A 13,324-nucleotide genomic window follows, 5' to 3' on the forward strand; every position below is an offset into this window, starting at 1 on the left:
GCTGTTGACCGCGCTGAACGACTCAAAACCGACACCCGGAACCGGAGGAGATTGCCGTGACGGGGATACGGAACGTCAGCACGCCACCGCCCACTCATCTATTGCACGCCGTCCTCGACGCCACCGCCGAGGCGGTGCTGCTCTGCGACGGCCAGGGCGCGGTCCTGCACGCGAACGCCGCCGCCCACCGCCTGCTGCCCGGCCTGCTCACCATCCGGGAGATCACCGACGACCCGGACTCGTTCGACCGGGAACTGCACGGGCGCCCGCTGCGGGGCCGCCGCCAGCCGGTCGACGACGCGCACGACGTCTGGACCGTGCACGACTGCACGGACGAGGCGACCCGGGTGGCCGCGATCGCGGAGGAGCGCGAACGCACCGCCTTCCTGGTCGAGGCGAGCCGCCGGCTCTCCGCCTCGCTGCACCGGGGCCGCTGCGTGCGCACCACGGTCGAGCTGGCCGCCGCGCACCTGGCGGACGCGGCCGTGGTCGTGCTGCCCCCGTCCCGGCACCGGGTCGAGTGGGTGCGCGCGGTCACCGGCAGCCGCTTCGAGAGCGGCGTGATGAAGGAACGCGACGCCGAGAGCGTCCCCGGCCTGGCCGAGGCGCTCGCCGGTTTCCCGCCGGTGCCGAGCCGCTGGCTGGACCAGACCCAGGTGCCGGCGTCGCTGCTGCCGCCCGGGTTCGGCGAGATCGGCGCGCTGCTGGTCACGCCGCTGCCCGGCAACGGTGTGCCGGCCGGCGCGCTGATCCTGGCCCGGCGCGCACCCGGCGTCTTCTCCGAGTCCGAGGAACTGCAGGCCCGCATCTTCGCGGCCCGCGCCGGCGGTGCGATCTCCGCGGCCGTGCTCTACCAGGAGCAGGTGGAGACGACCGCGATCCTGCAGGCCGACCTGCTCCCGCCGGAGCTGCCGCACATCGACGGGCTGGAACTGGCCGGGGCGTACCGGCCGGCCAAGGAGGCGTCCCGGATCGGCGGCGACTTCTACGACGCGTACCCGCGCACGGCCTCGCTGGCCCCGTCCGGCACGGACGCGGAGACCATGATCGTGCTCGGTGACGTGGTCGGCAAGGGGCCGAAGGCGGCCGTGCTGGCCGGCAAGGTCCGCCAGACGCTGCGCGCGCTGCGCCTGCTGGAGGGCCGCCCCGAACCGCTGCTGCGGGTGCTCAACCAGGCGTTGATAGACCCGCGCGACCGCACCCGGTTCGTCACCATGGTGCTGGCCTCGATGGTCCGCGACGGCGACGGCTGGCGGGTCTCGGCCGCGTCCGGCGGGCACCCGCCACCGCTGGTCCTGCGCGCGCGGGGCGGCATCGAGGCGGTCCCGGCCAGGGGCACGCTGATCGGCGTCACCGGCCCGATCCGGGTGGAGACCGCGACGGTCCGGCTCGCCCCCGGCGACCTGCTGCTGCTCTACAGCGACGGCCTGTTCGAGGCGCGCGGCGGCGTCGGCGGCCGGGAGGCCTACGGTGAGGACCGCCTCGCCGACTCGCTCGCCAGCTGCCGGGACATGCCCGCCGCCGCGGTCGTGGAACGGCTGGAACAACTCGTCTCCGACTGGATCAACGGCGCCGGGCACGACGACATCGCGATGCTGGCCGTGCGCGTACCCCCGCGCGTTCCCGAGAACGGGTTCCACCCGGTGAACCTCCGGCGGGTCCGATGACGACGATCACACCGATCCTTCCCGGCGTCGACGAGCAGTACCTCGAGCTCATCGGCGCCGGTGACGAATGGGGCGCGACCGACCTGGTGCTCTCGCTCTGGGAGAACGGCGCCGACCCCGAGCAGCTGCTGCTCGGCCTGATCGCGCCCGCCCAGGTGCGCGTCGGTGAGCTCTGGGCCGCGAACGAGTGGTCGGTCGCGCGCGAGCACGGCGCCACCGCCACCAGCGAACGCGCGATCGCCGCGCTCGTCGCCCGCGCCGCGCCCCGGCCCACGCTCGGCCGGATAACCGTCGCCTGCACGGACGGCGAATGGCACGCGCTACCGCCCCGGCTGCTCGGCGAGGTGCTGCGGCTGCGCGGCTGGCGGGTCGACTTCCTCGGCGCGAACGTGCCCGGTCCGCACCTGGTCACCCACCTGCACCAGACCGGCCCGGACGTGGTCGCGCTCAGCTGCGCGCTGCCGACCCGGCTGCCCCGCGCCCACGCCACGCTCACCGCGTGCCAGGCCGTCGGCGTACCGGTGCTGGCCGGCGGCCGTGGCTTCGGTGTGGACGGCCGGCACGCCCGCCTGCTCGGCGCGGACGGCTGGGCCGCGACCGCCACCGAGGCCGCGGACATCCTCGACGCCGGCTGGAACCCGCCGGCCCGCGCCCCGCACGACGACCTGGCCCACCTCGCGGACGAGGAGTACACCCAGCTCGTCCGGCAGCGCCACAAGATAATCGTCGGCGTGCTGGACCGGCTCCGCGACGCGTACCCGCCGATGCGCGCCTACGACGCCCGCCAGGCCGACGCGACCGCCGAGGACGTCACGCACATCGTCGACTTCCTGGCCGCCGCGCTCTACGTCGACGACGCCGCCGTCTTCACCGACTTCCTCAGCTGGACCGCCGCGGTGCTGGCCGCCCGCGGCGTCCCCCCAGCGGCACTGACGGTCTGCCTCGACCTGCTCAACGCCGACCTCCGCGACTTCCCCCGCGCGGGGGAACTGTTGAAACTGGGTTTAGCGGAACTGGCCCCGGGTAAGTCTCCGGGCCAGGACAGCACAAGGCCGGAGCGATGATCGACGATTCCCCGTTACGCATCCACACCAGTCACCCCGACAAGGCGACAGTAGTCCTGTCGCTCTTCGGCGACCTCGACTTCGACACCGCCGAAGAGCTCGTCGACCAGGCCACCCGCGCCCTCACCCCCGCCATCCGCGCCATCTGCCTCGACCTCTCCGGCCTCTACATCTGCGACTCCTCCGGCCTGAGCGCGCTGATCCACATCAGCCAGGACGCCCGCGGCACCGGCGCCACCTTCACGATGACCGGCATCACCGCCCAGCTCCGCCGGATCCTCGAGGTCACCGGCCTGGACACGGTGCTGGGCACCGCGGCGCACGACGACGACCGCGCGGGGGCGCATTCCTGAGGCATCCATCTACCCCGCCGCCTCACCTCACCCTCCGCATGCTCCCGCGGGCACCGCTCGGCCGTTGGCCGGCCTCCCTGTCAGAACCGAGGCCGCACGACCGACCCCACCGCCCTCTCCCCGTCCGCCGCGCCGATCCACGGCCTCCGGCGGGCCGCGGGTTCCGCCGGACTGCGGGTTGCGCGCGAATCCCTGAACCATCGGCGATCCGCACCCGGACAAGGCCACGAACGCCCATTCGCCCGTTCCGCTATATGGCGAAATTTCGGATAGGGGAGTGGGCGTCTCGCTTTTGCCGGTGCCGACCGGGTGGCTTCGTTCGCGCATTCTCGTCGGCTATGTCGCTCGGGCAGGGTTCCGTCGGGTTCCGACGTAGTCCATGTACTCCTCGCCCGCTACCGCGTGGTTGACCCAGCGGCCGGGGTTCGCGTCGGTGAGGCGCTCGGCGAGCGCCATCGCTTCTTCCGCATCTTCGCTGAGGGTCAGCTCCCGGCCTTCTCCGACGTACGCCTCGTCGACCGGGTCGAGCGAGATGAGGTTGGCCAGGTCACCTACCCGGTCGTCATCAGGGTCGTGCACGGTGTGAAGTGAGATCCGGTACTGCCCGTTCATGGGGCTGATCGACTCCCATCGAATGGCCGGTTCGCCGCCGATCTTGACGCCGCCGAGGAACTGTTCGATCCCGTGGCCTCGACGCAATGCACCGATCGCGAACGGTCGGGTGAGATACCGCATCGGGAGAGCGTAGTGCCATCCTGCTCGATCGCTGATCGACCAGCGAGCGGGACACGCTTGCGCAGCAGGTCGAAGCCGACTCCGCCGTACATCTGGCGTCTGATCGTCTTGATGCGGTTGACGTTGCCTTCGACCGGTCCGGAGCTGATAAACAGATCACCGCCGGCTTGGCGTGCTCCTGCAGCCAGTCCGTCCTTACAAACGGTCAGCGACAGGGAACCGGTCCACACTGACTCGCGTGACTACCGTAGCCGGATGGATCTTCGAGCAGAACGTCGTCCGTTTCCTTGAGCACTTGAGCCACTATGTCGGCCACCAGTACGATGCGGCAGACGAAGATGCCCTGGTCGGGGCCCTCGACGGGACCGATGACGAGTCCGACACCGGATGGTTCCAATACCCCCTTCAGGGGGTGCCACCGGTCCTGGTCTCCCTCGCCCGAGCTGTTGGCGGCAGCGTTGTCAGCGTTCGCATCGACGGAGCCATCGACAGCGTCCTGGAAGCACGGATCAACACCATGCTCGACCTGTTGTGGACGGCCATCGAGGGGTGCCGTCCATACTTCGTGCGACAGAACCCGCGAGTCGCGAGCAAATCCACAGTGCGACGCTCCGCTTTCGTGTGTGCCGCGCGGGCTGTCGCTGTGGTGCTCTGTTTCGTGCGGGCCGCGGTGTCCGGAGCGCCACCCCGCGCATCCGCGCTTTCGGTAATGTGAGATATTTGCGCGAAACATCCTTATCCTGTGAAAATCATGCCGATTGCACAACTGTGGCTATCGGCGAATTCGCGGGAAGTGCGACATTTCAACTCATGTCGTTTTTCGGTACCGCCCAGCGGCTCCGGCGCCGCCTCACAGTGACATTCTGCGACGTGCGCTCCCGCCCGGCCGGCCTCCGCGGTTGCCGGGGGAGCGCGTCCGGACGCGTCCGCGCCGAGGACGGAGGCGGCCCGCCTGAGTGATTGCTCAGTTAATTACCGTTGCCGCCGGGATGTGGGAGCGGCGGGACTTCGATAGCGTGCGCGGAGGGTATGACGGTCGGTGCGCTGGTCGTCGCTTAAGTTGATCACCCGTCAGTGTGGTCTCTAGCTGCGGGGCTGGGTCCGTGGGTACCATCCCGGCGGCGCGGCGGCGCGCCGGCCGGGAACGGGTGGGGGAGACAGCAGTGGAGAGTCCGTCGCAGCTGGCGGTGGATCTGGGCACGACTCACACGGTCGCGGTCGTCGGGCAGCCCGGTGAGGCGCCTCGTACGCTGCTGTTCGACGGGTACTCGCTCATGGATTCGGGCGTCTACCTGGATGCCGAGGGCAACATCGTGACCGGCCTGGAGGCGACCCGGCTCGGTGCGAACGACCCGGTCCGGTTCGAGCCGCACCCGAAGCGGCGCGTCGGCGAGGGGTCGATCCCGCTCGGCGGTGTCGAGGTGCCGGTGGTGCTGCTGCTCAGCGCGGTGCTGTCCCGGGTCGCGTACGAGGCGCGGATGGCCGGGGTGAACCCGGACGGCGCGTTGCTGACCTGCCCGGTCGGGTGGGGGCGGCAGCACCGGGAGATGCTGACGGACGCGGCGCGCCGGGCCGGCATGGGCGAGGTGCGGCTGCTCGAGGAGCCGGTCGCGGCCGCGGTCTACTGCACGCAGGTCGAGGGCCACCACGTACCGTTCGGTGGCTCGATCGCGGTGTTCGACTTCGGCGGCGGCACGCTGGACGTCACGGTCGTGCGCCGGGAGATCAACGGCTGGCAGGTGGCGAGCACGGGCGGCCTGGCCGACCTCGGCGGCGTCGACATCGATCTGGCGCTGCTCGACCACCTGCGCCGGCACCTGGCCCGCCGCGACCCGGAGACGTGGAAGCGGCTGTTCCGGCCGCGCACGGCCGCGGAGCTGCGGTCGCGGCAGGACTTCCGGACGGAGGTGCGCGGCGCGAAGGAGGCGCTGTCCCGGAACTCGGCCGTGACGGTGCGGGTGCCCGGCTGGGACCGGCCGTTGCACCTGACCCGCGACGAGCTGGAGCACGTGGCGGAGCCGCTGGTCGCCCGCGCGGTCGAGGAGACCCGGCGGGTGGTCGAGGCGGCGGGTGTGTCGTCGTTCCTGCTGAACTCGCTGATGCTGGTCGGCGGGTCGAGCCGGATGCCGCTGGTGTCCACGCGCCTCTACGCCCGGCTCGGCACCACGCCGTCCGTCCCGGAGCAGCCGGAGCTGCCGGTCGCGGTCGGTGCGCTGGCCTACCACCGGCTCAGCCGCAACGAGGAGACCGGCGACCTCTCCCAGGTCGTCGCGATCACGCCGGAGTCCGGGCACGTCACGCGCGCCGGTCAGGCCGCGCAGAGTTTCCGTGTCCCGGTCGCCCAGCCGAAGCTTCGGCACCTGCAGCGGCGCTGGCTCGGCGCGGTCCGCAACGCGTTCAAGACACCGCGGGACTGACCGCGCCTGTGCGTGTCGGCGTGCGCGCCGCGGCCGCACGTCGACGCCGGCGTCAGATCGGGATGGACCAGGTCAGCAGGGTGCCGGAGGAGTGGGGTGCCGGGGCGGCGGCGACGTCGAACGTGCCGGCGTGCGTGCCGGCCCGGTCGGCGAGGTTGACCAGGCCGCTGCGGGCCGCGTCGGGTGGGCAGCCGACGCCGTTGTCGAGCACGGTCAGCGTGAGGCGGCCGGCCGCGACGCGCACACCCACCTCGACCAGCGTCGCCCGCGCGTGCTTGACCACGTTGGACAGCGCCTCGCGGAGCACGGCCAGCAGGTCGTCGCGGACGTGGTCGGGGACCGCGCTGTCGACCGGGCCGAAGAGGTCCAGGCGGGGACGGAAACCGAGCGGTGCCGCGGCCGCGTCGACCATCTCGCCGAGGTCGGCGCGCAGTGCGGGGGCGACCGGGGCGCGCAGCTCGAAGATGGCGCGGCGGATGTCGCGGATCGTGCTGTCCAGGTCGTCGACGGCCGCGTTGATCCGGGCGCCGGCCTCCGGGCGGCCGGCCAGCGGTATCGCGGTCTGCAGCTGCAGACCGGTGGCGAACAGCCGCTGGATGACCACGTCGTGCAGGTCGCGGGCGATCCGCTCGCGGTCCTCCAGCACCACCAGCAGCTCGCGTTCCTCCTGTGCCCGCGCGCGTTCCAGCGCCAGCGCGGCCTGCCCGGCGAACGTGCTGAGCATGGTCAGGTCGTCGCCGTCGTGCCGGATGGCGACCGGGTCGTGCGCGACCACGAGCGCGCCGTGCAACGCCTCCGCGCTGCCCAGCGGTGCGATCATGGCGGGGCCGCCGGGCACGTCGCCGGGCCAGGCCGCGGCCTTGGTCAGGCTCTCCACCGTGACGGTGCCGGCGCCGGTGACCGCGGGCAGGAACGCGGTCTCGCTGGCCACCAGCTGGGCGCCGGGGGACACGGACGAGTCGCCGTCCACCACCTCGACGGTGAGCCGGTCCGCGTCCGCGTCGTAGAGCAGGACCAGCACCAGGTGCGCGCCGGAGACCTCACGCGCGCGGCGGGCGATCAGCGAGAGCGCGTCGGTGCGGCGGACCTCGGACAGCAGCACGCCGGTGATCTCCGCGGCCGCGGCCAGCCACTGTTCGCGGCGGTGCGAGATCGCGTAGAGCCTGGCGTTCTCGATCGCGACGCCGGCCGCGGCCGCGAGCGCGACCACGACCTCCTCGTCGTCCACCGTGAACTCGGCCGCGCCCTGCTTCTCGGCCAGGTAGAGGTTGCCGAAGACGTGATCGCGGATGCGCAGCGGCACGCCCAGGAACGAGTGCATCGGCGGGTGGTTGGCCGGGAACCCGTACGACTGCGGGTGCTGGGTGATGTCCGGCATGCGCACCGGGCGCGGGTCCTGTATCAGCAGGCCGAGCACGCCCCGCCCGTGCGGCAGGTCGCCGATGTGCGCGGCCTGCTCGTGGGTCATGCCGTGGGTGATGAAGTCGGTCAGCCGGCGGTCCGGCCCGACCACGCCGAGCGCGCCGTAGCGGGCACCGGCCAGCTCGCACGCGGCCTCCACGATGCGCTGCAGCGTGCTGCGCAGGTCGAGGTCGGTGCTGATGCCGACGACCGCGTCGAGCAGCGCGCGCAGCCGTTCCCGGCTGGCCACCACGTCGCCGACGCGGTCGAGCATCTCCTGGAGCAGTTCGTCGAGGCGGACCCGGGACAGCGGTCCGAGTCCGAGCGAGGGCGTTTGGTCAGCGGCCACGGACGCTAGCGTACGGCGGACCTGTCGATCAGTTGCGCCGCCGGCATCCGTGGCGTGGCCGGCGGGCCCGCGTGGTCGGTGTCCGGCAGGCCCAGGCGCACCACCAGGTACGGGTAGCCGAGCTCGGACAGCGTCATCCGCAGCGCCGTGCGCGTCACCTCGGTCTCGATCACGCCGGACAACGGCAGCACGCCGATGCCCCGCTCGGCCGCGGCCAGCCACGCCGCGGAGAGCGCCTCACCGGCCCGCAGCCACGTCCTCGGCTCGTCGTCGGCACCGAAGATCACCCCGTACGACGCGAAGGTGTCGTGGCCCTCGCCGACCGGCAGCCGGCCGTGCTCGCCGAAGTCCCGGTTCGGCACGGTGGACTGCACCGGCGTCTCCGGCAGCGACTCGGCCGGCAGCGTCTTCGCCTTCCAGAACTCCAGCTCGTGCTGCACGAACGGGTCGCGCGCCTCGACCTCGTCGGCGCGCCCGGCGGCCGCGGCCAGCTCGTAGACCTGGTCGTCGACCAGCAGGTGCAGGTGCACGCCGTGGTCGGAGACGATGCGCTGCAGCGCGGTCAGGTCGGCCGGGTCGACGGCCTCGTCGCGGGTCGGCCGCCGGTCGGTGCGCCGGGTCCGCAGCTGCTGCACGCGCCGCATCGCGGCCGGCGTGACCTCGCACGGCGCGCCGAGCGTGATCCGGGCCAGCAGGTCCGGCCCGTCGAAGCGCTCGACCGCGGCGGTGTGGCCCAGCGCGGCGAGCGCGACCACCGCGTGGTGCAGTGCCGCGCCGACGCTGACCGTGAGCAGCCGGCCGACCGGGTCGATGGAGAGCAGTTTCCGCTCGGGTACGGCGTACAGCTCCAGCGCCTCCGGCAGCACCCGCCACCGCCACGGCTGCGTGTTGTGCACCGACGGTGCGAAACCGGCCGTCGCCGCGGCCTCGGCGAGCACGGACGCCGCCGTCCGGGTGGTCTGGCTCGTCATGGTGTGCCTCCCTGTATCGCATCGCTGTGCACGAGTCTGCCCGCCGGCGGCCCGGGCCGGCAGGGCCGCCGGCACCGGTGCGGCGGGACCAAGGTCCCGGTCAGGACGCCGGGGGTGGGAACGCGCAGAACTCGTTGCCCTCCGGGTCCGCCATGATCCACCAGCGGTTGTCGGCGTCCGGCGCGCGCAGCACGGTCGCGCCGGCCGTGACCAGCGTGTCCGGTGTGGCCCCGGTGAGCGTCACGTCCCAGTGCAGGCGGTTCTTCACGGTCTTCGGCTCCGGCACGTTCTGGAACACGAAGTAGTCGAACGTCTGGCCGGCGCCGTTCCGCACGGCGGCGAAGTCACCGGACTCCTCGACGTCCCCGCCGAGGATCTCGCGCCACCACCGGGCCTGGGCCGCGCCGTCCCGCGCGTCCACGACCAGCTCGTACAGGCGGGGCGGGCGCCCGTCCGGGGCGAACACGCAGAACTCGTTGCCCTCCGGGTCCCGCATCAGCCACCACTTCTCGTCCGGCCGCGGCTCCAGCAGCACCGTCGCACCGGCCGCCACCAGCGGCGCGATCGTCTCGCCGGGGCCGAGCCGCAGGTCGAGGTGCACGCGCGTCTTCACCGGCGGCGGCGCGTCCGGTACGTCGTTGATCCACATGACGGGCGCGTCCTCGATGCCGGGCGTCAGCCACCAGAGCTCCGGGTGCGTCCGGTGCCGGGTCCGTTCCGCGTGCAGCGCGAGCTGCCAGAACCCGGCCGTCCGGTCGAGGTCGGAGGCGTCGATGCAGATGTCCTTCAGAGCGGCGAGCGGCATGGTCACATCCTGCCCGATCGTCCCGTGCGTGGCAGACTCGATCGGAGAGGGAGGTTCCACATGACCGACGACCGCCTCAGGCCGCCGAGCGAGACCGTCGAGTGCCGGGGCGCGTCCGTCCGGATCGTGGACCCGGACCGGATCCTGCTGGCCGCGGCCGGCCCGGAGCCGGTGGAGCTGCTGCACGGCGCGCCCTTTCCCGGGCAGTTGCGCGCGGTGACGCTGACCGCGGGCAGCCGGCTGTCGACGAACGGGCCGGTCTACCGGTTCGTGGGCACGGCGCGGCGGGCCGCCGGGCTCGACGCGCTGCGGATCGGGCTGACCGGGCCGGTCGGCGTGATGCTCGCGCGGCAGATGGCGACGAAGGACCCGCTCGGGTTCGCGGCGCGCACCGCGTCGCTGGCCGGTGAGACGATCCGGCGGCTGGGCGAGCGGCCGGCCGACCTGCCCGCCGACCGGACCGTGGTGGACGCGGTCTCCGGGCTGTCCGTCCGCGTCGCCTACGCCGTGGAGCCGGCCGGGCTGCCGCAGCAGGTGTCGGTGACCGTGACCGCCGAGGCGCCGCGCCGGGCGGACACGGCGCTCACCCCGTACCTTCGCGGTTTCGTGGTGTCGTTCTTCGAGGTCCTGGCGGAGCTGGCCGGTGGCGAGCTGAGCGGGCGGTACACGCTGACCACGGATCCGGAGATCTCCGACGAGCGGGCGAACCGGACCACGCTCGACCAGGTCGGCGGGCTCGACCACATCGTGTCCCAGCTGCGCGAGGTCGCGGTGAGCTTCAACCATCCCGAGGCGATGGCCCGGTGGGGCGCGCGACGGCCGCAGGGCATCCTGCTGTATGGGCCGCCCGGCACCGGCAAGACCATGCTCGCCACCGCGCTGGCCAACGAGATCGGCGGTGAGCTGCGCGAGATCCGCACGCCGGAGATCCTGGACCGGTGGCTCGGCGCGTCCGAGCGCAACATCAAGAAGATCTTCACCGAGGCGCGCCGCTACACCACGCCGACCGTGCTGCTGTTCGACGAGTTCGACTCGATCATCAGCTACACCGGCGGCGGGCAGGACGCGGCCGGTCAGGCGATCAACTCGGTGGCCGGCATCTTCAAGCAGGAGATGAACACGCTGATCGAGGCGAACCCGCAGGTCATCGTGGTCGCCACGACGAACTTTCCGGATCGGGTGGACGCGTCGCTGACCCGGTCCGGCCGGTTCGACATCAAGCTGTCCGTGCCCAGGCCGGACACCGACGGCCGCGCCGAGATCATCGCGAAGATGCTGCGTGCGCTGATCGCCGCGCACGAGACGCCGGGCTTCCGGATGTTCGGCGACGACGTCGACGCGCGCGAGCTGGCCGCCGCGAGCCCGGGCGCGACCGGTGCCGACATCCGCGAGGCGCTGCGCCGCGTCCAGTTGCAGAAGGCCATGCAGGAGGCCCGGGGGTACGCGCCGGAGCCGATCAGCCAGTCCGAGTTGCTTCAGGCGCTCATGACAGTTTCGCCGGCTTGAACCCCCAGTGCCACGGCTCGCGCGGCGTGTCCTCCTCGAAACCGTACTTCCCGGCGTTCTGCCGCATCCAGGACAGCGCCTTCGCGTTCAGGTCGAGGTCGGTCGCCATGCCCCAACCGTGGTCGGACGTGCCCGGCTTCGCGGCCAGCCCGCCCTGTGAGTAGAGGCCCTTGCGGCGGACCAGGTCCACCTGCTCCTCGTACGGCCGGTACGAGTCGGTGATCCCGATGGTGACGCCCTGCGCCTTGGCGTCCGAGATCATCTGGGTCAGCTTCTCCGCGGCCGGCGCCCACAGCTTGTGACCGGTGCCGCCCACCTGACCCAGCGCGTTCGCCGGGATCCTGCCGTTGCCGTACCCGGCCAGGTCCTCCGGGATCCCCTTCGAGTTGACCCTCATGCTCGCGGTGGTGCCGGCCGTCGCGGTCGGGGCCGTGCCGCCGTGCACCGCGCTGGCCAGCGCGGACGCGAACGCCTGACCGGTGTTGGACACCGCGCTCGCGGTCTTCGCCGCGGTCTGCTGCGTCATCGACGCGATCCGGTGCTCGATGTCGTTGATCCGCGCGGTGATGCCCGTGATGCCGTTCAGCACGCTCCACCCCCCATGCGTGGTTCAACCACCCATCGGCGGCCGCCGCCCGGACCTGAGGGGAACGGTCAGGACACCGGGATCAGCCGGAAGATCCGGATCGGCCGGTCGCCGGCGGTGGCCAGATATGTCCGGTAGGCGGGCCAGCGTGCCACGATCGCGGACCAGAACCGGTCGTACTCCGCCCGGTCGGTGACCTCCTCGGCCCGGACCGCGAGGTCGGCGCCGCGCACGGTGACGATCGCGACCGGCGTGGCGCGCAGGTTGAACACCCAGCCGGGCGGGCTCGGGCGGCCCCAGTTCGTGCCCACCACCACGAACGCGTCGCCGTCGCGCAGATAACTGATCGGGTTCCGCCGGGGCCGGCCGGTGCGCCGGCCGGTCGTGGTCAACAGCAGGCTGGGCAGCATGCCGAGCGCGACCACCCGGCCCCGGGTGACCCGGCCGGCCAGCCGGTCGAGCGGCACCGCGGCCGCGGCGAACCGGGTGAACCACGGCCGGCGACTCATCCGCGCGCAGATCGTCCGCCACCATCTCATCCGCTCACGATCCCGAATGCCGGCGAAAAAATCTAGAATCATCTCCGTGTTCGCCGAACCACCGGACCTCGACCGTGCCGAGGTGACCGGCGCGCTCCACAGTGGATGGGGAATCGCCGTCGCCGCGCTGGACTACGCGCCGGTCGGTTACGGCGCGCACCACTACCGGGCGCGGGACACCGGCGGCGCGGAGTGGTTCCTCAGCGTGGACCTCGAGCCGGACGTGCCGGCGCTGGAGCGGGCCTTCGGCACGGCCGCGGCGCTGCGCGAGGCCGGGCTCGAGTTCGTGGCGTCGCCGGTGCGCCGGCCGGACGGGCGCTGCGTGACCGTGACGGCCGGTGGCGCGGCGGTCTCGGTGGCCGCCGTGATCGACGGGCGGTCGCACCGGTTCGGCGACGTGCTGCCCGCGCCGGTCCGCGCGGATCTGCTGGACGCGCTCGGCCGTCTGCACTCGGTGCCGGTGCCGCCGGGCGCGCCGGTCGACCCGCTCACGGTGCCGTACCGGGACGAGCTCGACGGACCGTGGGGCGACGGGCCGTACGCGCGGCCTGCCCGCGAGCTCCTCGCGGCCCGGCGCCGGGTGGTGGCGGACCTCTTCGTCCGGTACGACGCGCTGGTCCCGGTCGTGACGGCCGCCCGGGACACCTGGGTGGTCACGCACGGCGAGCCGCACCCGGGCAACGTGATGCTGCCGGCCGGCGGTGGCCTGCGGCTGATCGACTGGGACACGGTCGCGGTCGCGCCCCGCGCACGCGACCTGTGGATGGTCGCGCCGGACGACTCGCCCGCGACCGCGCTCTACCGGCTGCGCTGGACGCTCACCGACATCTGCGCGTTCGTGCGCGACCTGCGCGCGCCGCACGCGGACGACGCGGACACCCGGCTCGCCTGGCGCGAACTGAGCGGATACCTCACGCCCGCCATATGATCG

The 13,324-nt window shown here is 72.7% G+C and carries 13 protein-coding genes; 7 read left to right on the forward strand and 6 right to left on the reverse strand.

Features of this window, described 5'->3' with window-relative positions; translation table 11 throughout:
• The first annotated feature begins 56 nt into the window (after window positions 1-56).
• From J2S44_RS34755 to J2S44_RS34765, 3 genes are read left to right on the forward strand one after another with little or no spacing between them, the layout of a single operon-like run.
• Window positions 57-1,667, forward strand: a complete 1,611-nt coding sequence (locus J2S44_RS34755) for a SpoIIE family protein phosphatase (protein WP_310422897.1) — start codon at window positions 57-59, stop codon at window positions 1,665-1,667.
• The gene (locus tag J2S44_RS34760) at window positions 1,664-2,731 is read left to right on the forward strand and encodes a cobalamin B12-binding domain-containing protein (protein WP_310422900.1); all 1,068 of its coding nucleotides are present in this window, start codon (window positions 1,664-1,666) and stop codon (window positions 2,729-2,731) included. Before J2S44_RS34755 ends, J2S44_RS34760 begins: the two co-directional genes overlap by 4 nt.
• Complete coding sequence (locus J2S44_RS34765) at window positions 2,728-3,084, forward strand: STAS domain-containing protein (protein ID WP_310422903.1); 357 nt, start codon at window positions 2,728-2,730, stop codon at window positions 3,082-3,084. The genes J2S44_RS34760 and J2S44_RS34765 overlap by 4 nt, the downstream gene beginning before the upstream one ends.
• A 336-nt stretch (window positions 3,085-3,420) precedes the next feature.
• Here J2S44_RS34765 and J2S44_RS34770 read toward each other — a convergent pair whose 3' ends face one another.
• Window positions 3,421-3,819: a hypothetical protein gene (locus J2S44_RS34770; protein WP_310430172.1), complete on the reverse strand. Its 399-nt coding sequence runs from the start codon at window positions 3,817-3,819 to the stop codon at window positions 3,421-3,423.
• Window positions 3,820-4,057: 238 nt separating this feature from the next.
• Between J2S44_RS34770 and J2S44_RS34775 the strand changes: the two genes are divergently transcribed.
• Both J2S44_RS34775 and J2S44_RS34780 read left to right on the forward strand, forming a co-directional pair.
• Complete coding sequence (locus J2S44_RS34775; RefSeq protein ID WP_310422906.1) at window positions 4,058-4,534, forward strand: hypothetical protein; 477 nt, start codon at window positions 4,058-4,060, stop codon at window positions 4,532-4,534.
• Between the two features lie 448 nt (window positions 4,535-4,982).
• Window positions 4,983-6,236: an Hsp70 family protein gene (locus tag J2S44_RS34780; protein WP_310422909.1), complete on the forward strand. Its 1,254-nt coding sequence runs from the start codon at window positions 4,983-4,985 to the stop codon at window positions 6,234-6,236.
• Between the two features lie 52 nt (window positions 6,237-6,288).
• Here J2S44_RS34780 and J2S44_RS34785 read toward each other — a convergent pair whose 3' ends face one another.
• From J2S44_RS34785 to J2S44_RS34795, 3 genes are all read right to left on the reverse strand, one after another.
• Window positions 6,289-7,911 (reverse strand): GAF domain-containing sensor histidine kinase, encoded by a 1,623-nt coding sequence (locus J2S44_RS34785; RefSeq protein WP_310430070.1) that lies wholly within the window; start codon window positions 7,909-7,911, stop codon window positions 6,289-6,291.
• Window positions 7,912-7,991: 80 nt separating this feature from the next.
• A complete protein-coding gene (locus J2S44_RS34790; RefSeq protein WP_310422912.1) occupies window positions 7,992-8,957 on the reverse strand; it encodes an Acg family FMN-binding oxidoreductase in 966 nt (321 codons plus the stop codon).
• 100 nt (window positions 8,958-9,057) lie between these two features.
• Window positions 9,058-9,762, reverse strand: a complete 705-nt coding sequence (locus tag J2S44_RS34795) for a VOC family protein (RefSeq protein WP_310422915.1) — start codon at window positions 9,760-9,762, stop codon at window positions 9,058-9,060.
• Window positions 9,763-9,822: 60 nt separating this feature from the next.
• Between J2S44_RS34795 and J2S44_RS34800 the strand changes: the two genes are divergently transcribed.
• Window positions 9,823-11,268 (forward strand): ATP-binding protein, encoded by a 1,446-nt coding sequence (locus J2S44_RS34800; protein WP_310422918.1) that lies wholly within the window; start codon window positions 9,823-9,825, stop codon window positions 11,266-11,268.
• On the opposite strand, the gene J2S44_RS34805 is transcribed toward J2S44_RS34800, so the two are convergent.
• Window positions 11,246-11,857: a M15 family metallopeptidase gene (locus tag J2S44_RS34805; RefSeq protein WP_310422921.1), complete on the reverse strand. Its 612-nt coding sequence runs from the start codon at window positions 11,855-11,857 to the stop codon at window positions 11,246-11,248. The two genes, J2S44_RS34800 and J2S44_RS34805, sit on opposite strands and share 23 nt — an antisense overlap.
• Before the next feature lie 65 nt (window positions 11,858-11,922).
• Complete coding sequence (locus J2S44_RS34810) at window positions 11,923-12,393, reverse strand: nitroreductase/quinone reductase family protein (protein WP_310422924.1); 471 nt, start codon at window positions 12,391-12,393, stop codon at window positions 11,923-11,925.
• Between the two features lie 46 nt (window positions 12,394-12,439).
• Here J2S44_RS34810 and J2S44_RS34815 point away from each other — a divergent pair, with 46 nt between their 5' ends.
• Entirely contained in the window at window positions 12,440-13,321 is an 882-nt protein-coding gene (locus J2S44_RS34815; protein WP_310422926.1) for a phosphotransferase, read from the forward strand.
• The last annotated feature ends 3 nt before the right edge of the window (window positions 13,322-13,324 follow it).

Origin of the sequence: Catenuloplanes niger (assembly GCF_031458255.1) — a bacterium.
Classification (GTDB): domain Bacteria; phylum Actinomycetota; class Actinomycetes; order Mycobacteriales; family Micromonosporaceae; genus Catenuloplanes; species Catenuloplanes niger.

Bases quoted from the DNA above. Each gene is read 5' to 3' on its own strand.
- J2S44_RS34760 (WP_310422900.1), top strand. From the start codon at position 1,664: ATGACGACGATCACACCGATCCTTCCCGGCGTCGACGAGCAGTACCTC.
- J2S44_RS34765 (WP_310422903.1), top strand. From the start codon at position 2,728: ATGATCGACGATTCCCCGTTACGCATCCACACCAGTCACCCCGACAAG.
- J2S44_RS34770 (WP_310430172.1), bottom strand. From the start codon at position 3,819: ATGCGGTATCTCACCCGACCGTTCGCGATCGGTGCATTGCGTCGAGGC.
- J2S44_RS34785 (WP_310430070.1), bottom strand. From the start codon at position 7,911: ATGCTCGACCGCGTCGGCGACGTGGTGGCCAGCCGGGAACGGCTGCGC.
- J2S44_RS34790 (WP_310422912.1), bottom strand. From the start codon at position 8,957: ATGACGAGCCAGACCACCCGGACGGCGGCGTCCGTGCTCGCCGAGGCC.
- J2S44_RS34795 (WP_310422915.1), bottom strand. From the start codon at position 9,762: ATGCCGCTCGCCGCTCTGAAGGACATCTGCATCGACGCCTCCGACCTC.
- J2S44_RS34800 (WP_310422918.1), top strand. From the start codon at position 9,823: ATGACCGACGACCGCCTCAGGCCGCCGAGCGAGACCGTCGAGTGCCGG.
- J2S44_RS34810 (WP_310422924.1), bottom strand. From the start codon at position 12,393: ATGAGATGGTGGCGGACGATCTGCGCGCGGATGAGTCGCCGGCCGTGG.